Here is a 22,225-nt window from a genome sequence, read left to right as displayed (position 1 = left end):
ATCTTACATCATTCCGCCCATACCGCCACCCATTGGAGGAGCACCAGCACCTACAGGGTTTTCTTCAGCTTCGTCAGCCAATACACACTCTGTAGTTAATAACATTGAAGCAACTGAAGCTGCATTTTCTAATGCTACGCGAGATACTTTAGTTGGATCAATTACACCAGCAGCAATTAAGTTTTCGTAACGGTCTGTACGCGCATTGTAACCGAAATCTGCAGTTCCTTCTTTTACTTTTTGAACAATTACTGCACCTTCAATACCTGCATTGTTACAGATCTGACGTAACGGCTCCTCAATCGCACGTTTGATGATATCAATACCAATTTGCTCATCTTCATTTTCACCTTTAAGATCTAACAAAGCTTCAGTAGCACGGATAAATGCAACACCACCACCAGCGATAATACCTTCTTCAACAGCTGCACGAGTTGCGTGTAAAGCATCATCAACACGGTCTTTTTTCTCTTTCATTTCAACCTCAGTAGTTGCACCGACATATAACACGGCTACACCACCTGACAATTTTGCTAAACGTTCTTGTAGTTTTTCGCGATCGTAGTCTGAAGTTGTTGTTTCGATTTGTGAACGGATTTGAGCAACACGTGCTTTAATATCCTCTACATTGCCAGAACCATTGATAATCGTTGTGTTATCTTTGTCAACTTGAACTTTTTCAGCTTGACCTAAGTAAGATAACTCAGCATTTTCTAATTTGAAACCTCTTTCTTCAGAGATAACAGTACCACCAGTTAAGATCGCGATATCTTCCAACATGGCTTTACGACGGTCACCGAAACCTGGAGCTTTGACAGCTGCAACTTTCAACGAACCACGGATTTTATTAACCACTAAGGTTGCCAAAGCCTCACCATCTAGATCTTCAGCAATGATCAACAAAGGTTTGCCAGTTTGAACTTGTTTCTCCAAGATAGGCAGCAATTCTTTCATGTTGCTGATTTTCTTGTCATAGATCAAAATATATGGATTATCCAATTCCGCTTCCATCTTATCGGAATTTGTCACAAAATATGGTGACAAATAACCGCGGTCAAATTGCATACCTTCCACAGTTTTAACTTCTGTTTCAGTACCTTTAGCTTCTTCTACAGTGATAACACCATCGTTACCTACTTTTTCCATCGCCTGTGCAATTAACGAACCAATTACTTCGTCATTGTTAGCTGAAATTGTAGCAACTTGTTTGATTTTATTGTTGTCTTGACCAACTTCTTGAGATTGTGATTTCAAGTTGGCAACTACAGTAGCAACCGCTTTATCAATACCACGTTTTAAATCCATTGGGTTAGCACCAGCAGCCACAGATTTGATACCTGGAGCAACAATTGCTTGCGCTAATACTGTGGCAGTAGTTGTACCATCACCGGCTTGATCAGCTGTTTTGGAAGCTACTTCTTTTACCATTTGCGCACCCATGTTTTCTAAAGCGTCTTTCAATTCGATTTCTTTCGCTACCGAAACACCATCTTTAGTAATTACTGGAGCACCAAATTTCTTCTCAATAATTACGTTACGTCCTTTAGGACCTAATGTTACTTTAACTGCATTTGCCAAGGTATCTACACCTTTTTTAAGGGCTTCACGAGCCTCAACGTTATATTTTACTTGTTTTGCCATTTTTTATAAGTATTAAGTATTTCAAGAAGTGTAATGAAGATAGTATACTAAACCGTAAACCGGTTTTATCTTTTAATATGCACATTTACAACTCCACTAAAATAAACTTGAATTTTTAACCGAGCCAGTAAGCTCATTTTTAAATAATCTTTTGTATGAATTAGATGACTGCGTAAATATCAGACTCACGCATAATTAAGTACTCTTTTCCTTCGTAAGTAATTTCAGTACCTGCGTATTTTCCGTATAATACTTTGTCACCAACTTTCACAGTTAACGGTTCGTCAACTTTACCTGTACCTACAGCAACTACTGTACCTTGAGATGGTTTTTCTTTTGCTGTATCGGGGATATACAACCCTGAAGCTGTTTTTTCTTCTGCTGGAGCAGCTTCTACTACTACTCTGTCTCCGATAGGTTTGATACTTAATGCCATAATTAATTTACTTTTTATCTGTTTTTGAATTTATTTTTATGTTATAATCGCTATAAGCACATCATCTTTTATGCCAATTGTAATTGGAAGAGCTTTTAAGACAATTTTTCACACAAAAGTTAACATCCCAATCGACAAAAATTCATTTTGCTGTCACACTGTCATTTTATGTCTGCCAGTCTTACTTCTGCTTACCAAATATCCATTCAATTTAATACGCTTAATCCGCTTAGCAAAACGTTCACGATCCTTTCATTGACAACAACGTCTAAAAAATACAGAAAACAAAAAGCCCCGTTTGCTTTCACAAACAGGGCGTATAATTTTTTATTGACAACTATTTTTTAGCCTCTTCTGCCGGTTTAGCGGTAGGCGCTGTTGCAGGTACTTTTTCCTGAGATTGAGCCGGAGCTGTTTGCTCTTGTCCAGCAGGAGCACCAGCAGGATTTTGTCCAGTACCTAAGTTCAATGGACCTTGTTGAGCAGGCGCTTCAATTTGCCCCCCCAATCCTCCTTTGGATGTGCTTGGAGATGTTCCAATAATATTTACACCCAAGCTAAATACCATGATGGCAATAACCATGATCCAAGTACCTTTTTCCAAAATGTCACCTGTACGTTTTACACCCATAAGATTCGTTCCACCCGAAAAACCAGATGATAAACCTCCTCCTTTAGGATTTTGGATTAAAACCAAAAACGCTAAAATAATACTAGCCAATATGATTAAACCGATTAATAATCCTTGCATCTCTTTATGTTATTAATTTAATTTCTTTTCTAATTCTGTTATGCGTGCCGCAAAGTAAGCATTTTTTTCTGGATATTTCAAAACTAATTTTTTGTAAACCTCTATTGCCTTTGGATATAAGCCCTGTTCCACATAGATTTTTGCAAGCGTTTCGGTAACGAGTGAGTATTGATCTTCCGAACTTTTCCTGGCTTTATTCTCTAAATCCAACTTCTCCGCTTGTAGCGGCTGAATGATAGGTTCTTCGCGGATAAACTTCTCAATGACCTTGTCAGATTTACGCGGTATCTGAAAAGCGACCGTTGTTTTAACCTCATCACTTAATTTCGCCTCAGGCGGTTGCAAATGAAAAATATTCTCACGGATCTGTTGATCTAATAGCTGGCTATCCAGTTTTTCATGAATTTTTTCAACATCATCACGCGATGGCTTCATTGGACTCAAAGGAGATTTAACGTAAGGCTGATAAGTATGCGCATACTCCAATCTTGTTTTATGTAGCCACCACAAAAAACTGTAGGGCATCGTATCATCATCATAAACAGAAACATGCTCGTGATTATCATTACTTTCGTCGGCAACAGATTCCTGAGGAACCGCGGCCACAACTGGAGACTCCTGCAAATCACCACTAGTTACATCCTGTTGATTATTCGACCGAAAATAATCTGTTGCAACCCCAACCTCAATCAAACGATTCAACTCATCCTCCTCTATTCCTCCATCGGCCGCAATTTCGACAACACGACAATCGCCAATAGATTCCTCATCCACTAATAATTCATCCGATGGCATTATTGCTGCAGAATCTACGGCAGATTTAACATGCACAAATTCATAAAGCCAACTCGGGGAACAAGCATATAACAAAGTGGAAGATAAATTCTGAACAGTTTGATTTTTTTCAAAAACTTTACGTTCATAAACAAATCGTAGGCTCTGTGCGTAAGGGTATTTTTCAATCAAGGCCAAAATCAAATCTTCCTCTACCGTATCAGGGGAGTTGAGTGCTCGAAAAAAAAGCTCCTTATTGGGTAATGATACATTAAGATTCATCTTATAAATAGAGTTACCAATTAGCAAAAGCTTTATTGTATATATCTTCCGTTAGCATTTGAATAATTTCCTTACCCAAAGTCTCTTCCTGTGCACTCTGAAGGTTTCCAGCGAACTCTTTAAAACGTGTAAATGGCTGTTCAAAGTCGTCCTTCGGGTTAATTTTATTATGATAAGTCACTTTAACTGTGATTGTCAATCTATTCATAGCAGCACGATCAGTGCCCGCTTCAACAGCAGCAGGACTTATCGTATACTCTGTGATAAATCCCTCAAAGTTAGCATCACCATCCTGGTTCACCTGACTCAATCGAGACTGATTACGAATACGCTCTTTAAGTGCCTCCGTAAAATTCTGACTTAATGTCGGGTAAACTAATGGAGCAATGTTTTCGAAATATTGAATATTAACTGTTTTCATTCCCTCAGGAATAGACCCACCAGTAAACCCATATTTTACCCCACAACTATTCATGACAAACAAAAAGATTGTCGTGAGAAAAGTATATCCTATTTTTTTTGACAACATCTGTAACCCCTAATCTAAATTTAAGTCTTTAATCTTTCTATACAAAGTTCTTTCAGAAATCCCCAACTCTTGTGCGGCAGCTTTACGCTTACCACGGTGCTTTTTTAATGCCTTCTTGATTAAATCAGATTCCTTATCAACAAGAGATAAAGATTCCTCTACCTCTTCTGCATCCTGCAGATAGTCATCCTTTGAAACAGGATTTTTTAATACATTTGCAGCATTTGATGGCGAATGTATCGTCAAAGTCGGTGTTGTATAATTTTCCGGCTCCGATTTCAAATGTGGCTCAATCTCTTGATACAATTGATTAATGTATGGAGAATTTTGATCAAACGTGCTAGAATCAACGCCCTTCTGAATTAATTCAACCACCAGTTTTTTCAGATCAACCATATCTTTCTTCATATCAAATAAAACTTTATACAGCAAATCTCTTTCTGAAAAATCCTCCTTCCCCCCATTATTTGATGGAACTACTGCAGGGAGACTCGTTCGGGATTCATTGGGCAAATAATTTTGAAGCGTATACGCATCTACAACACGTTCTTTCTCCAGAACAGCAATTTGTTCGGCAACATTTTTCAGTTGACGCACATTTCCAGGCCAACTATAGTTGCGTAGCATATTCTGAGCATCGTCCGTCAATTGAACACCAGGAGTACGGTACTTTTCAGAAAAGTCCACGATAAACTTACGGAATAATAAGTTAACATCTTCAGGACGCTCACGTAAAGAGGGCACACGCAAGGGTACAGTATTTAAACGATAATAAAGATCTTCGCGAAATCTACCCTTTTGTACAGCTTCAAAAACATTCACATTTGTAGCGGCAACGACACGAACATTTGTTTTCTGCACTTTGGATGATCCGACCCTTATATACTCTCCAGACTCCAGCACACGTAACAATCGTGCTTGTGTCCCTAAAGGTAACTCACCAACCTCATCTAAAAAAATCGTACCACCGTCAACGACTTCAAAATAGCCCTTTCTAGCTTCATGTGCTCCCGTAAAAGAACCTTTTTCGTGACCAAATAACTCGGAGTCAATGGTTCCTTCTGGTATAGCCCCACAGTTGACCGCAATAAAGGGGCCATGCTTACGTGAACTCAATTGATGGATAATATGCGAAAAAACTTCTTTACCACTACCACTCTCACCTTGTATTAATACGGAAATATCTGTCGGAGCCACTTGTCGCGCAATATCAATTGCCCGATTCAACAATGGCGAATTACCGATAATCCCAAATCTATTCTTTATATCTTGGTTATCCATAAATTTCCAGTTGGAAATAAAATAATCTAAGTTAGCTTAATCAACAATTTTTCCTAACAGCGTCGCAGAAGTACATGATTCAACAAGGACATTCACATAGTCCCCTTGTTTAAATCGAGGATCTATTGGAAAAACAACTAATGCATTTTGGTCATTACGTCCACAGAAATCGAACTCAGATCGTTTTGAAAACCCTTCAATGAGTACCTTACAGACTTTCCCAACAAATTGTTGATAACGATACAAACTATGATCGCGTTGTTTATTGATAACTTCCGTCAAACGCCGTTTTTTAACATCTTCAGGAATATCATCTGCATATCTTTTCGCCGCCAATGTGCCCGGTCTTTCCGAATAAGCAAACATATAAGCGAAATCATACTTCACATAGTCCATCATAGAAAGTGTATCCTGATGCTCTTCTTCCGTTTCCGTGCAGAAACCAGTAATGACATCAGTAGAAATAGCACATTCCGGTATAATACGACGAATTGCATCGACACGCTCCATATACCACGCGCGATCATACGTACGGTTCATCAATTCCAATACTCTGGAATTCCCAGACTGAACAGGCAAATGAATATAATTACAGATATTTTCATGTGATGCTATCGCATACAATACCTCATCCGTAATATCTTTTGGATGAGAAGTTGAAAAACGAACACGCAGCAGCGGGCTGATTTCTGCAACCATCGTAAGCAAAGTAGCAAAAGTGACCGTTTCGCTAGGAACATCGCCTTCTGTTAGAGGAGCAGTATATTTATAGGAATCGACATTTTGTCCCAACAACGTAACTTCCTTGTAACCCGCATTAAAAAGATCTTGAGCTTCCTTCACGATAGAATGCGGATCACGACTACGTTCGCGGCCCCGTGTGAAAGGAACCACACAGAAAGAACACATATTATCACAACCGCGCATAATTGAAATAAAAGCGGTGACGCCATTTGAATTCAAACGAACAGGATTGATATCAGCATACGTTTCCTCTCTTGATAATAAAACGTTTACGGCTTTAGCACCATCGTCAACCTGATCAATCAAATTTGGCAAATCACGATAAGCATCTGGTCCCACCACAACATCAACTAATTTTTCTTCTTCCAGAAACTTCGACTTTAGACGCTCGGCCATACAACCCAATACACCGACGATCATCCCAGGATTTTTTGCTTTAGCAGCTTCAAACTCCTTTAACCTATTACGAACACGTTGTTCGGCATTCTCGCGAATCGAACAGGTATTAATAAAAACAACATCAGCCTCCTGATAGTTCTTGGTAGTCTCAAATCCTTTATCCAACAAAATAGAAGCAACAATCTCACTATCCGAGAAATTCATCTGGCAACCGTAACTTTCAATATAAAGTTTACGGCCAGTGCTTAAAGTCGGATCCTGTTCCAATAATAATGCCTCACCCTGACGAGATTCGTCATGTTCCTTAGTGGTATGTGTTAAATCTAGCATAGCTCGCTATTCAATAGAATATAATTTTTATTATTTAATGAAGTCAACCCCCGTGCAGAAATCCATAATTTGATCAATTAATTTCCTATCAATGGTTGTTTCAAAGATTACAAAGTTAGAAATTTAAATCCATATAATGACAGTTTGTCAGACAGAAATATGATTTATGAATTGTCACATTTTAGGTCTAAATGAATCACATTAGGAATTTTTACCCGCTATATTCCACAAAAAAAGCGTTGAGTTTATCAACGCTTTTTATGATTAAACATCAAATAGTACAAATCGGAAAGACTAGAGTCTTAAACCGGTTATTGTCCTGCCTGTTGCTTCGCTTCTCTTTTCATTTGGTCGCCCGCTACGATGACAATCTCGACGCGACGGTTTTGTGCACGTCCCGCTTCTGTATCATTACTTGCAATCGGTTCGGAGAAATTTCTGCCTTCTGTACGGATACGTGATGAAGCCAAACCTTTAGATACGGCAAAAGCACGCACTGAATTCGCACGATCCAAAGACACCTTTTCATTTGCAGCCAGTGTACCTACATTATCGGTATGTCCGATTACCAAAATTTCAGTACCCTGTTCTTTATTCAATGTAGTGACCAAATTAGCAATATTATCTTTGGCAGATGCTTTAAGATCTGATTTATTAAAGTCAAATAAAATACCTGAATCGAACTTAACAACGATACCCTCTGCAGACTGCGTAACTTCAGCTCCTTCAACAGTTTTAGAAATCTCAGCTGCTTGCTTATCCATTTTTTTACCAATCAATACACCAGCAGCACCACCAATTGCAGCACCGGCCAAAGTACCAATTGCCGTATTACCGGCTTTCCCTCCGATTAATGCACCCAATGCACCCCCGGCAACACCACCAATAACTCCGCCTTTAGTGGCATTATTCGTATTTTGAATGGTAGAACAACTTCCAAATAACATAGCTGAGGTTGCAACCGTCAAACCAAATACAGCCAATTTTCTATTCATTTTCATATGTATGCGATCTAAGACTTTATATTTAAACTTATACAGCTCTATTAAAATCAAACTAAGTGCCAAAAGATATTTTTATCAACTTTTTTGTTACCAGACAATGAAAAAAGTACTATTAAATTTCCTATATGCAGTCAAAACGCTACATTACTAACTCATTTTTATTTAATAGAACATTAGCTATAAACATAAAATGTTCTATTTCTCCTGTGTCTTCACTTCAATATCTGGCAATAATGAGCCTTTAGGTCTCCCCTTCGCATCAAAATCTTCCATAGACTGTTGCACGTAATGCATCAAATCATATTGCCCCCAATGTTCAGCGAGATCAAAAGATGGACGATAACGTATCATAAAAGCATCCAGCTCAGCACTGTCTAGTTTCGTCAGATTCTTAACAGCTTCACGGGAAAAAATACGGTCAACTTGCAACTCCTCTTTCTCTCTATCCATAAATCGTCCAAAGCGCTTTGCATTCTTAGCCTCGCGCCCAAAAAGATTATAAAGTGCAGTGGCCGGACTACCTAAATAAGTTCCGAACTTATTTTTACCTCCATTATAAACACCCTTTTTAGAATAGTTATTCATTGCATCGTTTAATTCAGCTTCTTTTGTCTTCCTTTCCACAATAACAGTCTCCAATCGTATGCCCTCCTGCAATTCCACATAAAACTCATTCAAATTGGTCAAGACAGTCTTTACGGGCGAATACCCCACTTTAGTGAAAGACAACGAATCTCCCACTGATGCGTCGATTGTAAACACACCGAAAGAATTGGTCAGCGTAGATCTATGCGTACGCAGATTGATTACCACCGCATCCCCAATGCGATTACCATTATCCTTTTGTAAAACCATACCCGAAACCTTCTGCTGTTGCTGAGCAGTAGCGCCGAAATAGGTAAATAAAAGTAAAAAAAAACCTATTATCTGTATCTGTAATATTTTCATCCTATTATCTCTCTTCAATTATGCCAATTAGTTTTAGCTTACAGCAGTTTCATTGGATCCAATAGCACACGCTCAAGATAGCATGCACAGTTATTTTCAACCGTATAAAATTGTATTTTATACGTTAGCTATTGACTAAAATTAATAATAGTTGGACACTTGTACTGTTAAAAAAGTTTAAATATTCTTATGTACGCTACTTGTAAGGATAAAAAACAAAATTGGCCCCTTCCGCAACCACAACAAACAGACACATAAAATCTTTAGCAGGTTTATAGTTCTGAATAAAGGACGATTTACGATCTTCCTGTATGATATCCTTCGAAACAAACTCTTCTAGGGTGGACGCATTAATTGTCCATTTTGTATCCAGCTCCTTGCGATCCAATATAACCTCGCCAACAGAGACATCATGCTGATGAGCGATGAAAATGGGGTATTCAGAATACCCTTCTTCCACGATTTCCAACGCTACCTCGCGGATAGATTCACTATAAAAATCGAGATCGACCTGCAGGCTCTTTAATGGACTTTGTCCTGTAGATGTTGTATTTTCCCCTCTTGCAGACCCTGCAAATAAATCTTCTACTTCCATAATGGTACTATAACTTTTTCAATTCCAATAAAACGACATTCTCAACATGTTGCGTATGCGGAAACATGTCCACCGGTTTAATACGCTTTACCTCATATTTCTCCGCTAACAACAGAAGATCTCTCGCCTGCGTAGCAGCATTACAACTTACATATACGATACGCGGAGATTCCATTTCCAACAAACGTGCCACAACATCAGCATGCATTCCTGCACGTGGCGGGTCTGTAATCACCACATCAGGTTTACCATGTTCGGCAATGAAGGAAGGGGTCAAAACATCCTTCATATCACCAGCATAGAACTTTGTATTCGTAATATTATTGATGGACGAATTGACTTGTGCATCTTCAATAGCTGTAGGAACATACTCTACACCCACAACTTCTCGGGCTTGCTTAGCAACAAAATTTGCTATCGTACCAGCACCCGTATACAAATCATATACCAATTCATCGCCATTCAGATCGGCAAAATCACGGGTGATTTTATATAACTCGTAAGCTTGTGCAGAATTCGTTTGATAGAAAGATTTAGGTCCAACTTTATACCGTAATCCTTCCATCTCTTCATAAATGAAATCACGCCCGGCGTAGATATGGATGTCTTGATCAAAGATCGTATCATTGCGTTTCTGATTGACAATATATAATAGCGAAGTGATTTGTGGGAACTTTTCCTTGACATAATTCATCAGCAATTCGACCTGCCCCTCTTCCGGATAAGCAAAAACAACGATCACCATCATCTCTCCAGTAGAAGAAATGCGGATAATCAAATTACGCAAAACACCTGTATGCTCACGCAAATCGTAAAAGGTAATGCCTTGGCCAAGTGCAAAATCACGAATTGAATTGCGAACTTGGTTTGAAGGGTCTTCTTGCAAATAACAATGATCAATATCTAAGATTTTATCAAAACGTCCCGGCACGTGAAATCCCAAAGCATTCATTTCCAATACAGACGCATCTTCATCTACAGAAGTCAACCACTTTTTATTTGAAAAAGTGTACTCCAATTTATTCCTATAATATTCCGTTTGCACCGAGCCTAATATAGGCTCCATAGCAGATGTATCAACCTTCCCAATACGCGATAAGGCATTATCAACAGACTGTTGCTTAAATTTCAATTGAGCATCATAGGTCATATGCTGCCACTTACATCCGCCACAAACTCCAAAGTGCTCACAAAAAGGATTTACACGATAAGATGAGGCTTCTTTTAAAGCAGTTACCCGAGCTTCTGCAAAATTCTTTTTCTTGCGCATAAGCTCCACGTCAACAACATCTCCCGGAACAGCTTTTTCAACAAACAAAACCAAATCTTCGGTTTTTCCAACACCTCTACCCTCTTCGGCAATATCAATGATGGCAATATCTTTCAAGAACTTTTTATCTTGCGGAATTCTTCTACTCATAGGATGCAAAAATACAATTTTTATAACGATTTTTCACCTGCACATTTTTTTTATAAGCATTGATTATCACGATGATAAAGTAACTCTTCACATACTAGCGGCGTAGTATAGGGGATAATGGAGCAATTAAATATCTACCAACGTAAATATGAAAAAGCAAATCATAAGAAAGGAACAACATTGAAAAAGGAGAGTGCCGGCCATTGGAGCAGCAATGACAGCGTTAACGAAATTTATTGAACAGTTGCCTGAACAAGATAAGGCAGGATTTCCTTCTGAAAGGATATAAAATTTTTACGCACATCGGCATCCGAAACCGCTGTAAACGCAAATGAAAACACAATACTTTTACTGGATTTAATCAGAAAGGTTAACTTCTCTTCACTAATCGCTTCATTAATTTTTTCATTTTGGATGAATGTACTTAAGAGCAGAAACTCCAAATCTTCTGAAAGCGTTTTTAGGTATTCCTGAGCATTCGCAGATTCCCGAATAAACTCCCATCCGATCAACTCATTGCAAACAGTATAGGTAAGTCGACTTACCCGCAAAATAGTAAAGCCCAAAAAGGAAGCCATATCATCTTCATATTTGGTCGTTTTTAAAATATCCTGCAAGCTCGCACGAAGATAGTCCATCAAGATGGCATGCAAAATCATTTCTTTGCTATCAAAATATTTGTACACAGTAGCTTTCGCTATGTTGGCCTTTTTCGCCAAAGTATTCACACTGGTCTTATGATAACCATTCTGACGAAAAAGCTCCCGTGCTGTTCTTTTTATTGATTCAATGATATGATCTGGTTCCATGTAATTTTATAATAGGCATATCGAATTTCAGCCACAAGATCAAAGACTAAAAAGCACCATATTATTCCCAGACTTCGTCATAATAGAGAATAATATGATGCAATATTAGTTTTATACATTAATTTATATTAATTCCGTCTCAAATTGAGCTAAGAAACGCGTATCGTTCTCAGAGAAAAGACGCAAGTCCTTAATTACATATTTCAAATTAGTGATACGTTCGATACCCATACCAAATGCAAAGCCCGCGTATTTTTTACTATCGATACCACAATTGTCAAGAACATTAGGATCCACCATACCACAACCTAGAATCTCAACCCAGCCAGAGTATTTACACAGATTACATCCAGCACCTTTACAAATGGTACAAGAAATATCCATTTCTGCTGAAGGCTCCGTAAAAGGAAAATATGAAGGACGGAAACGTACTTTTGTACCTTCACCGTACATTTCTTGGACAAAATGATATAGAGTTTGTTTCAAATCAGCAAAAGAAACATTTTCATCTACATACAAACCTTCCACCTGATGAAAGAAACAGTGCGCACGTGCCGAAATAGCCTCATTTCTATAAACACGACCCGGCATAATGGCACGGAACGGAGGTTGACCAGCTTCCATTAATCGTACCTGAACAGAAGAAGTATGCGTTCTCAAGGTAATATCATTACCTTCTTGTTTCTTGATAAAGAACGTATCTTGCATATCACGCGCAGGATGCTCTGGAGGAAAATTTAAGGCCGAGAAGTTGTGCCAGTCGTCTTCGATTTCTGGGCCTTCTGAAACAACAAAACCTAATTTCTTGAAAATTTCAACGATTTCTTTACGAACCAAGGAGATTGGATGTCTAGATCCCAGCTGAAATCCCTGCCCCGGTAAAGTTAAATCGCCCTCAAACTGTTCAGATTTTTGCTTCTCTCCAGTTCCGAATTTTTCTTGTGCTTCCTTAAACGTATTTTCTGCCAACTGCTTAAATTCGTTCAACACTTTACCCAAAGCACGTTTCTCTTCAGGTGTAACCGTTTTGAATTCATCAAAAAGATTCTTCACAATCCCTTTGGAAACCAAAAACCTCAATCTGAAATTTTCTACATCGGCTGAAGAAGTTGGCGAAAACGCCTTAATTTCCTCAGTATACTGCGTAATTCTATCTTGCAACATAATTAAAGCAAACATAGCCAAAATTTCGGCGAAAAAGAAAATTTATGGACATTCGCCGATCATGGACACAACATCAGCTTTAGATAATTGAAAAACGAAATGCAGCCAATTATGCTGTACGAGTAGTCAAAATGTATTATAAACAAAAAAGCAGACTTATTTGCCTGCCTTTATAAATATCATCGATTGATTACCAAAGTCAAGTTTTTACATAAACATCACTTTTTACAGATTTAAAATGGCAAGGGATTATCCTCTTGATCATTTTCGGTAAAATCAACTTCAACTTCTTTATCTTCCACCTTTTGTGCCTGCGTATTGGATGTATTGCCCGCAGCTGTACCAGTGTTCGGCTCAAAATCTGATTTACGACCCAAAAGTGTAAAAGTTTCTGCAACTACCTCCGTAGCGTATCGTCTAATACCTTCCTTATCTTCATAAGTACGCGTCCTTAATCGGCCTTCAATATAAACTAACTTCCCCTTTGTTAGATATTTCACAGCCACGTCAGCCAGACCTCGCCACATTACAATATTGTGCCATTCGGTTTGCTCCACCCTTTTTCCATCTTTATTATAGGTTTCGGATGTTGCCAATGGGAAACTGGCAACAGAGACATTGCCTTCTAAATAACGAATTTCGGGATCTTTTCCAAGATGTCCCACTAAAATGACTTTGTTAACTCCTGACATAATTTAAAAGCATAAATGGTTAAAAATTTGACCTTTCCAAAAAAGTAAAGATCAACTTGTGTTTAGCTAATTTATCTAAATCTTTTAGAACTACATAATCCCAATTTGATTTTTTTTGAATTAAATCACCTTTTAACCGCACTTCAAAAAATGTGGCATAAATATTCTGATGACTTAAAATATGCTTAGTCTGCTTCTGCAAGATGCTCAGGTCAGCGTCTTGCCCAAAATAAGACACAAACCACTTATCGTTCAGAATATCAATAATATCCATCGTATGATCAGATTCTAATAGTGGAAACTCATACAAATTTTGCCAAACATCACCTTCACCGCGTTTAGACATCAGAAGATGATCGCTGTTCTTTAAAATAAAATAATTGAAATATCTATCTCTGCTTCCTTTGCCTTTAAGCTTTACAGGCAATTGATTGACCTCGCCGCGTGTAAAGGCGTAGCAAGAAAGGCGAAACATACATTGCTCGCAAAGCGGTTGCTTAGGCTTACAATGGATCGCACCAAAATCCATAATAGCCTGGTTATATTGGGCAGGATGATTGTGATCCAGATTTTCTTTCGCTATCGCCGCGAAAACCTTTTTCCCTTCCGTTGAATTAATGGGAGTTTCTATTCCATAATAGCGTGCAAGTACGCGAAACACATTCCCGTCCAAAACAGCCTGAGCTTCATTATTAGCAAAAGAAGATATCGCTGCAGCAGTGTACTCCCCTACACCAGGAAGGCTTAGTAGGGTCTTATAATCCACTGGAAAAATCCCATTATATTGATCCCGGACAATTCGAGCGGCTTTATGCATATTCCTCCCCCTAGAGTAATACCCCAAGCCTTGCCAAAGGTGAAGAATGTCGTCTTCATCCGCATTTGCAAAATCGACTACGGTATTGAATCGCTCCACAAAGCGATAATAGTACGGCATGCCCTGCTCCACCCGCGTCTGTTGCAAAATAATCTCCGAAAGCCATATTTTGTACGCATCATGTGTTTCTCTCCATGGTAGATCTCGCTTATGCTCTTGATACCATGCTTGCAATTCTTCACCAAATATCATAAACACAAAAATGCATAATTTTTGCCTATTCCAAGCATTAACCCAGTCCCAAGGCTGCTCTTCCTATATTAATTTATCCACAATAGCCGACGTTTCTAAAAATCGATAAACACATTGGAAGGAAGACTTGGAGAATTTTTCCTATATTGACGCCAAAGGGAAGTTTATCAAAGTATGAAGAGTAATTCGCAGACATTTCAATTGTCGACATTGCACCGTGGAAAATACATGTTTATATTGTTGACTTCAATCCTGTTCATTGGAATGGGCATGTCCAAAGTTCCGGTACAGGAAATCCTCAAGATTATCATCGCTCTTTTAATGATTCCCTTCGCCTTATACTTGGCCATTAAGCTTTCGACATTATCGTCGACATGGATTTTAGAAGAAGAAGTGCTCCGCATTAGCAATGCCAAGAAAACAGTCGTTTTTCCTTTAAGCAGTATTTCATATATCCGAAATCTGAAGCGCTCTGGCGGCAACCTAATTATTATCCACCCGGTCAAAGGCCCGGCTTTTCGAACATGGCGCAACAAATTGTTCCAAAAGGAAGACGATCTTCCACTGTTGAGCGAGGCGCTGAGGGCTGCCGATATCGAATATTACGACCTATAAATTCTTGATTCCTTCAGTAACATTTGTTACAAGCTTTTGCAAAGGCAGTATGTACCTTTGTAACATCACTTAAGAACATTGTTATGGTATTGGAATACATCAAACAACCGTGGCCCTGGTATATTTCAGGTCCTTTAATTGCACTGGTCATGTACCTTCTGCTCAAACAGGGCAAGGATTTTGGCATGTCCAACAATTTACGTACAATGTGCACTGTATTCGGTGCAGGCAAAACTTCATCTTTTTTTAGGTTCGACTGGAAGACACAATCCTGGAATCTTCTGCTGGTACTCGGAACCGTTATCGGAGGTTTTATCGCACATTATTTCCTCGACGATGGCACACCGGCACAAATCCATGCGAAAAGTGTGGCAGATCTCAAAGAACTGGGTATTATCGACCATATACAAGGTTACCTACCCGAATCCATTTTCGTTTTTAACGGATCTTTGTTTCAATTTCTAATTTTAAGCATCGGCGGTATATTAATCGGCTTCGGGACGCGGTATGCTGGCGGCTGCTCTTCTGGACATGCCATTTCAGGGCTCAGCAACTTCCAGATCCCATCGTTGATCGCCGTAATCGGCTTCTTCCTCGGTGGAATAATTATGATCCATTTTTTATTTCCCTTAATCTTTGCATAAAATGAAAGCATTAAAATTCATATTAATAGGCATATTATTTGGCATCATCTTGTATAAGTCGGAAGCAGCATCCTGGTATAGAATATACGAAATGTTTCAATTTCGCTCCTTTCACATGTATGGTATCATTGGAACAGCGCTAACAACAGCCATTATTATCGTACAGATCATCAAAAGGAAACAAATTAAGGACAGCCATGGAGCGCACATCACCTTCGTAGATAAAGATAAAAGCATTACCCGGTATCTAGTGGGCGGCACCATCTTTGGTTTGGGCTGGGCGCTGACCGGTGCTTGTCCAGGCCCCATGTTTGCTTTGATCGGAGCCGGTTACTGGACGATTGGCATTGTACTATTGTTTGCCTTATTGGGTACATGGATTTACGGTATCTTGCGCAACAAATTGCCCCATTGACCTACAGGTAGTCTACTATTTTGAAAGCCCACGCGATCAAAAATTAAATTTTTAGCAACAGAAAATGGAATTAATATTTATAGCTGGATTTACATTAGCTGTCGTCGTCGGGCTATCTATGGGCCTAATGGGTAGCGGCGGAAGCATCCTAACACTCCCCATATTTGTCTATATCTTCCATATTGAACCTCAATATGCATTGGACTATTCGCTGTTTTCTATTGGAATATTAGCCTTGGTCGGATCAATTTATCCGTTAAAAAAGAAGGAAATTGACTTGAAAACCACAACTATTTTTCTACTTCCCTCGCTAATTTCAGTCTATTTCACCAAGCGCTATCTTCTCGTTTCTATACCCGAGTCATTCAACATCGGGAGTATGGAGATTTCCAGAAACCATATCATCATGCTATTGTTCTCGATGGTCATATTAATTTCTGCGACGGCGATGGTAAGAAGACAAAAACAGGTACAGGATGCAACATTCAAGGGTAGACCTGCACAAATTTTCAACGTTATCCTTGTCGGCTCACTGGTTGGCATTATGACAGGCTTAGTCGGTGCGGGAGGCGGTTTTATCATTGTACCAGCCCTAGTGTTACTCTTAGGGATTCCACTTAAGCAGGCGATTGCCACTTCTTTGTTCATAATCGGATTAAACGCGTCATTTGGTTTGATCGCAAATTATCATTTCTTACAACATATGAATTGGTTTATATTAGTAACTTTTACATTAATCACGTTAATAGGCCTCCAAATTGGCTCCAAATGGAAAGATAAATTAGATGCAGCAAAATTGAAAGGCATCTTCGGATATTTTTTAATTAGCATTGGCACCCTAATCTTTGCTTTCGAATTCATGCAATTTGTAAATCATTAAAATCACACGTTATGTTTTTTCAACACATTTTTGAATCATCTCTTGCTCATTCGAGTTATATCATTGGCTGTCAAGCAAAAGGAGTAGCTATAGTGATTGACCCCAAAAGAGATGTAGATACCTATCTTGAGATTGCACAAAAGAATAATCTGATCATAACGCATATTGCGGAAACACATATCCATGCCGATTACCTATCCGGCACACTGGAATTGGCAGCATTAACAGGCGCACACCCGTATTTATCCGATGAAGGTGGGGTGGACTGGCAATACGATTTTCCACATAAAGGACTAAAAGATGGCGATCAATTTCAAGTTGGAAACCTCGTTTTCAAGGTTATACATACCCCTGGTCATACACCCGAGAGCATTAGCTTTGTATTGATTGATACACCGGCAACGATGGAACCTGTTATGATTTTTACTGGCGACTTTGTATTTGTTGGCGACATTGGCCGCCCTGATCTATTGGAAAATGCCGCTGGAATGATCGGAACCAAAGAGATCGGAGCACAGCAAATGTACCGTTCATTGCAACATTTCTTGACTTTGCCAGATCATATTCAGATATGGCCTGCTCATGGCGCCGGATCCGCCTGTGGAAAGGCCCTTGGAGCCGTCCCCAGTTCGACCGTTGGCTATGAGAAAATACGGAATTGGGCACTTCAATACCAAAACAATGAAGCTGCCTTCGTGAATGAGCTTTTATCAGGACAACCCGAGCCACCACGCTACTTTGCCATGATGAAAAAACTCAACAAAATAGCACGGCCGTTACAAACAGAAGTTCCTCGATACAACAGGTTAACGAACGAAGCTTTTCTTGATTTATACCACAAAGGAAACACAATTATTGATACACGCCACAAGTTGGACTTTGCAAAGGGATATTTGCCTGGTAACATCAGTATTCAAAACAACAAGACTTTTAATACTTGGGCAGGCTGGATACTTAATTACTCCGATCCTTTTATACTTATTGTAGAAGAAAACCAATTGGACGACGTTGCACGTAAACTTATGCGCATCGGATTGGATCACGTTACCGGATATATTACACCGGATGCAATCCCCAGTTTGGACATCGCATTAGCACATCAACAGCTCATCGGGTTTGAAGAAATGAAGAGCGCTTTGGACAAATCCGACACGCAAATTCTAGACGTGCGCAATGCCAGTGAGTTCGCAGAGGGCCATTTACCGAATGCAACACATCTCTTTGTTGGAACAATTGAGGACAACCTCAGCAAAGTTGACCAAAGTAAACAGCTGTATCTCCACTGTCAATCGGGAGACCGGGCAACCATAGCGGCATCGATATTGGCGAAAAATGGTATTAAGGAAGTCAAAATTTATAGCCCTTCTATTAATGAATGGAAAGCAAAGGGCGGTATTCTTGTTGCCGACTCATTCGCCCCTTATTCGTAACTCGTTCGGAGTTCCCCCACTGTTCGCCCACCTTGCGCCCACCTTGCGCCCACTTATTAGGTGGACGCACAGTGGGAGCAAGGTGGAGAAAACGAGTACGCAAGGCGAACAAGCGGCGAACAAAAGGCGAAGCAGAGCCGAAAGGCACCCGAATAGATTACCTTTCCAACTATTCTACAAACTATTTCTGTTTATTCGCAAGAACTCAATCACCTCATCCTTCTTTTCTTCCAGCTTGCCTTTCTTTTCCGTAAATTGATGATTATAGATCGTCAAATATTGATGGTCGTCCGTTTCAGATTCATATAATTCAGCGGTGGCGAAAGAGAGATGTTCTTCTTCTTCCGATAGATAGTCGTATACATAGGCAAAATCATGGTTGCCCAACGAGCTGACTACGGCATCTTTATCAGCCACATACTTTAACCTTCCCGGCAAAGCGCGTTTATTCATCCATACTTCGTCTTTTTCAGAAAATGGATAGATAGTGATGCCGCGGAAAGCCATAATGATTGGAGTAATCAATATAATACCCATTTCAATAGCCCACACGGCCCACAACATACCGCCCGAAACCGGGCTCTTTTTCAGGGTAAACGTACCTACTTCATTTAAACCTTGCATCGCTTCCCAAATAAATGTCGGGTGTAAGAAAAAAGCTTTAAAACCTTCAAGGTTAAAAGACGATTTTACCCAGGTATCTCCGCCCATTGTTCCTTCCGCATTGTACATTAATGATACAAACAAAGCCCACTGTGCATAAAAGGCTAAAATGGCGACCAATAATGTGATCAAAATGGCTATCCCCCTATTCCTTAATTTCCATTGTTTGAAACAAAAATTCAGCACATAGAATATTCCAGCACCAAAACCTAAGGTAATAAATACATTAAAGTAAATAATGGGTATAAACCATTGTAAAGCGATGTAAACAATAGCCAATACAATGGCACCCAAAGTACCTAGTATCAGGGAACCAACAATAGCTAATACAGGAGCCTTTCCAGAGGACTTATAATATAGATTATCCATAAATAAAAAGTAAAATTGATTTTAACTCAATAAATAAATCCCATAACCAAAACCAAGCCAATTGCACAACCAATGGTAGATTTTCGTCAAGATTTGATGACATTAGCGTCATCAAGCACGTATAAGCGCCATTTATTGAGACAATTTTGTAAGTTTGAGACATGAAAATTAAAATTATATCCTTTTTTACACTTATCTGTGTATTCAATATTTGGGGGGCAGTAGTGAAGGCCCAAAGGAAAGGATTCTGGCAACAGAAAGTTGACTACAAAATGGACGTCAACGTGGATGAAAAAGCATATCAATACGATGGAAAAATGATCTTGAAGTATAGCAATAATTCAGGTCAGTCCCTAAAAAAGGTCTATTTCCATCTATATTTCAATGCTTTTCAACCAGGATCGATGATGGATTATCGCTTAAAAAACATCAGTGATCCCGACAAGCGCATGGTGATTAATGTAGGTACGAAAGAAAAACCAATATATCAAAGCCGTATCGGAGAGCTCCAAACCAATCAAATAGGTTATCAAAAAATCAAAAGCTTAACAATGAATGGGGCTCATACCTCATTTAAAATTGATGGGACCATCTTGGAGGTCACTCTACCGTCGGTTATACAAGATGGCGAAACAGCCCGTTTTGACATGGAGTGGACCGCCCAAGTGCCAGAACAAATCCGAAGAACTGGCCGAAATTCTGCCGAAGGAGTAGCACTCTCTATGGCACAATGGTATCCAAAAATGGCTCAATTTGATGAATTCGGCTGGCATTTAGATGAATATACAGGCCGTGAATTCATTGCTCCCTTTGGTAATTTTGATGTCACTATACGGCTCAACAAAAATTATGTAGTCGGTGCATCAGGTGTTCTTCAGAACCCAGCAGAGGTGAAAGGCTATCAACCGAAGGCAAAGATAAAATTAGACGGCAATAAAGCCACCTGGCACTATAAGGCCCAAAATATCCATGATTTTGTATGGGCCGCGGACCCCAAGTTTGTCGTAGATTCAGCTTCAAGTAAAAACGGAATAAAAGTGTATACCGTATTTTTGCCAACCGACAAAGAAGTGATATCCAATTGGAAAACAGCTATAGGTCTATCCACCGAATTCTTCGATTTTTGTAGTGCAAAGTTTGGAAAATACCCTTGGCCAACATATACCATCATTCAAGGTGGCGATGGGGGAATGGAGTATGGTACAGCTACCCTGATCACCGGTGGACGCAATCTAAAAAGCCTTGTTGGTGTAATATTCCACGAATCAGCACACTCTTGGTACCAGCAATTATTTGGAATCAACGAAACTGTAGATGAATGGTTTGATGAAGGCTTTACCTCCTATGTCGAAGAGCTTGCCATGCAGCATATCTTTGAAAAAAGAGGAGCCATAGCATCCAACCCGCAAATTGCAGCTTACCGTGGTTATTACAAATTAGCGCTTTCTGGTAAAGAAGAACCCATGAGCTTATTGGCAGATTATTATAACACCAATTATGGATACAGCAACGAAGCATACAACAAAGGTGCTGTACTTGCAGAGCAGCTGGGTTATATTATTGGACAGGAAAACTTAGAGAAAACCTTTCTGAAATTTTATGATCTCTGGAAGTTTAAACATCCGACCCCTAATGATTTCAAACGCGTTGCTGAAGAAGTTTCGGGGATCAACCTGAAATGGTATTTCAACCTGTTTATCAATACCACCCGTCAAATCGATTACGCCATTGAAAAAGTAACAGATAAAGAAATTCTTTTGGCTAACAAGTCTAATTTTGCCATGCCACTGGATGTTCTCGTAGAATACACCGATGGAAGCAAGGAACTCTTTTATATCCCTTTGCGTGAAATGCGTGGAGAAAAAACGGAAGAACATTTTGACATTTACAAAGGTGTTAAAAGAACCGTGCTCGAAGACTGGTTCTGGACGAAACCCGATTATACCATTCCGCTATCAAAGACACCAAAAGCAGTAACAATTGATCCTTCACTGCGCTTGGCAGATGTAGAATCGTCAAATAACACCTTTAGCAAATAACGAAACACAGGCTATCGCAGCATAAAGGACAAAAAACAGCTTCCAATCCAAGTATATTCCATACGGTTTGGAAGCTGTTTTTTTATTTGGACACTTTCGTCGCAAATTGGATACCCATTATCGCAAATCCATCTTGCTTGGCTGCCCGTGATGGACGTCATAAAATATTCATCCTACGCTAAAGCCAATACATGGATGGCTACTTTTAAGGGCTATCCAGTGAAATACAACACGTATTACGCCGACAAGAGTCTATAGGAGAAGAAATCATACGAATAAAGAGCCAAGTTGATTAGGTCTTG

22 protein-coding genes are annotated in these 22,225 nt (G+C 39.3%); 6 read left to right on the top strand and 16 right to left on the bottom strand.

The window, feature by feature from the left end:
• Positions 1 to 3 precede the first annotated feature (3 nt).
• The 15 genes from groL to mutY all read right to left on the bottom strand — a co-directional run bounded on the left by groL (position 4) and on the right by mutY (position 14,868).
• Entirely contained in the window at positions 4 to 1,641 is a 1,638-nt protein-coding gene (groL, locus tag VXM68_RS07340) for a chaperonin GroEL (RefSeq protein ID WP_209577580.1), read from the bottom strand.
• Between the two features lie 160 nt (positions 1,642 to 1,801).
• On the bottom strand, positions 1,802 to 2,077 hold the full coding sequence (gene groES, locus VXM68_RS07335; RefSeq protein WP_028070710.1) for a co-chaperone GroES: 276 nt from the start codon (positions 2,075 to 2,077) through the stop codon (positions 1,802 to 1,804).
• 337 nt (positions 2,078 to 2,414) lie between these two features.
• Positions 2,415 to 2,828 (bottom strand): preprotein translocase subunit SecG, encoded by a 414-nt coding sequence (gene secG / locus VXM68_RS07330; RefSeq protein WP_294187143.1) that lies wholly within the window; start codon positions 2,826 to 2,828, stop codon positions 2,415 to 2,417.
• Positions 2,829 to 2,840: 12 nt separating this feature from the next.
• Positions 2,841 to 3,884, bottom strand: coding sequence for a hypothetical protein (locus VXM68_RS07325; RefSeq protein ID WP_367210909.1), 1,044 nt, complete (start codon positions 3,882 to 3,884; stop codon positions 2,841 to 2,843).
• 13 nt (positions 3,885 to 3,897) lie between these two features.
• Positions 3,898 to 4,413 (bottom strand): LptE family protein, encoded by a 516-nt coding sequence (locus tag VXM68_RS07320; protein ID WP_293953101.1) that lies wholly within the window; start codon positions 4,411 to 4,413, stop codon positions 3,898 to 3,900.
• A gap of 9 nt (positions 4,414 to 4,422) precedes the next feature.
• Complete coding sequence (locus VXM68_RS07315) at positions 4,423 to 5,694, bottom strand: sigma-54-dependent Fis family transcriptional regulator (protein WP_293953103.1); 1,272 nt, start codon at positions 5,692 to 5,694, stop codon at positions 4,423 to 4,425.
• Between the two features lie 36 nt (positions 5,695 to 5,730).
• The gene (gene miaB / locus VXM68_RS07310) at positions 5,731 to 7,167 is read right to left on the bottom strand and encodes a tRNA (N6-isopentenyl adenosine(37)-C2)-methylthiotransferase MiaB (protein ID WP_294187138.1); all 1,437 of its coding nucleotides are present in this window, start codon (positions 7,165 to 7,167) and stop codon (positions 5,731 to 5,733) included.
• A gap of 311 nt (positions 7,168 to 7,478) precedes the next feature.
• Entirely contained in the window at positions 7,479 to 8,168 is a 690-nt protein-coding gene (locus tag VXM68_RS07305; RefSeq protein WP_294187136.1) for an OmpA family protein, read from the bottom strand.
• 198 nt (positions 8,169 to 8,366) lie between these two features.
• Positions 8,367 to 9,119 carry a hypothetical protein gene (locus VXM68_RS07300; protein ID WP_294187133.1) on the bottom strand — a complete coding sequence of 251 codons (753 nt, stop codon included), beginning with the start codon at positions 9,117 to 9,119 and terminating at the stop codon, positions 8,367 to 8,369.
• Between the two features lie 196 nt (positions 9,120 to 9,315).
• Positions 9,316 to 9,714 (bottom strand): hypothetical protein, encoded by a 399-nt coding sequence (locus VXM68_RS07295; protein WP_293953111.1) that lies wholly within the window; start codon positions 9,712 to 9,714, stop codon positions 9,316 to 9,318.
• Between the two features lie 7 nt (positions 9,715 to 9,721).
• Positions 9,722 to 11,134 (bottom strand): 23S rRNA (uracil(1939)-C(5))-methyltransferase RlmD, encoded by a 1,413-nt coding sequence (rlmD, locus tag VXM68_RS07290; RefSeq protein WP_293953112.1) that lies wholly within the window; start codon positions 11,132 to 11,134, stop codon positions 9,722 to 9,724.
• Between the two features lie 233 nt (positions 11,135 to 11,367).
• The gene (locus VXM68_RS07285; RefSeq protein ID WP_293953114.1) at positions 11,368 to 11,943 is read right to left on the bottom strand and encodes a TetR/AcrR family transcriptional regulator; all 576 of its coding nucleotides are present in this window, start codon (positions 11,941 to 11,943) and stop codon (positions 11,368 to 11,370) included.
• A gap of 123 nt (positions 11,944 to 12,066) precedes the next feature.
• The gene (gene pheS / locus VXM68_RS07280; protein WP_293953116.1) at positions 12,067 to 13,107 is read right to left on the bottom strand and encodes a phenylalanine--tRNA ligase subunit alpha; all 1,041 of its coding nucleotides are present in this window, start codon (positions 13,105 to 13,107) and stop codon (positions 12,067 to 12,069) included.
• Between the two features lie 233 nt (positions 13,108 to 13,340).
• Positions 13,341 to 13,799, bottom strand: coding sequence for a single-stranded DNA-binding protein (locus tag VXM68_RS07275; RefSeq protein WP_293953118.1), 459 nt, complete (start codon positions 13,797 to 13,799; stop codon positions 13,341 to 13,343).
• 19 nt (positions 13,800 to 13,818) lie between these two features.
• Entirely contained in the window at positions 13,819 to 14,868 is a 1,050-nt protein-coding gene (gene mutY / locus VXM68_RS07270) for an A/G-specific adenine glycosylase (RefSeq protein WP_293953120.1), read from the bottom strand.
• A 174-nt stretch (positions 14,869 to 15,042) separates the two neighbouring features.
• Here mutY and VXM68_RS07265 point away from each other — a divergent pair, with 174 nt between their 5' ends.
• From VXM68_RS07265 to VXM68_RS07245, 5 genes are all read left to right on the top strand, one after another.
• A complete protein-coding gene (locus VXM68_RS07265) occupies positions 15,043 to 15,483 on the top strand; it encodes a hypothetical protein (protein ID WP_293953122.1) in 441 nt (146 codons plus the stop codon).
• Positions 15,484 to 15,566: 83 nt separating this feature from the next.
• A complete protein-coding gene (locus tag VXM68_RS07260) occupies positions 15,567 to 16,127 on the top strand; it encodes a YeeE/YedE thiosulfate transporter family protein (protein ID WP_293953124.1) in 561 nt (186 codons plus the stop codon).
• Position 16,128: 1 nt separating this feature from the next.
• A complete protein-coding gene (locus tag VXM68_RS07255) occupies positions 16,129 to 16,542 on the top strand; it encodes a DUF6691 family protein (RefSeq protein ID WP_293953126.1) in 414 nt (137 codons plus the stop codon).
• A 64-nt stretch (positions 16,543 to 16,606) separates the two neighbouring features.
• A complete protein-coding gene (locus VXM68_RS07250) occupies positions 16,607 to 17,422 on the top strand; it encodes a sulfite exporter TauE/SafE family protein (protein ID WP_293953128.1) in 816 nt (271 codons plus the stop codon).
• Positions 17,423 to 17,433: 11 nt separating this feature from the next.
• Positions 17,434 to 18,852: a rhodanese-like domain-containing protein gene (locus VXM68_RS07245; RefSeq protein WP_367210908.1), complete on the top strand. Its 1,419-nt coding sequence runs from the start codon at positions 17,434 to 17,436 to the stop codon at positions 18,850 to 18,852.
• Between the two features lie 174 nt (positions 18,853 to 19,026).
• On the opposite strand, the gene VXM68_RS07240 is transcribed toward VXM68_RS07245, so the two are convergent.
• Positions 19,027 to 19,884 (bottom strand): hypothetical protein, encoded by an 858-nt coding sequence (locus VXM68_RS07240; protein ID WP_294345733.1) that lies wholly within the window; start codon positions 19,882 to 19,884, stop codon positions 19,027 to 19,029.
• A gap of 161 nt (positions 19,885 to 20,045) precedes the next feature.
• Between VXM68_RS07240 and VXM68_RS07235 the strand changes: the two genes are divergently transcribed.
• Positions 20,046 to 21,923, top strand: a complete 1,878-nt coding sequence (locus VXM68_RS07235; RefSeq protein ID WP_367210907.1) for a M1 family metallopeptidase — start codon at positions 20,046 to 20,048, stop codon at positions 21,921 to 21,923.
• Positions 21,924 to 22,225 lie beyond the last annotated feature (302 nt).

This window comes from Sphingobacterium sp. R2 (assembly GCF_040760075.1).
GTDB lineage: Bacteria > Bacteroidota > Bacteroidia > Sphingobacteriales > Sphingobacteriaceae > Sphingobacterium.
This window is presented reverse-complemented; position numbering and strand designations above follow the sequence as displayed.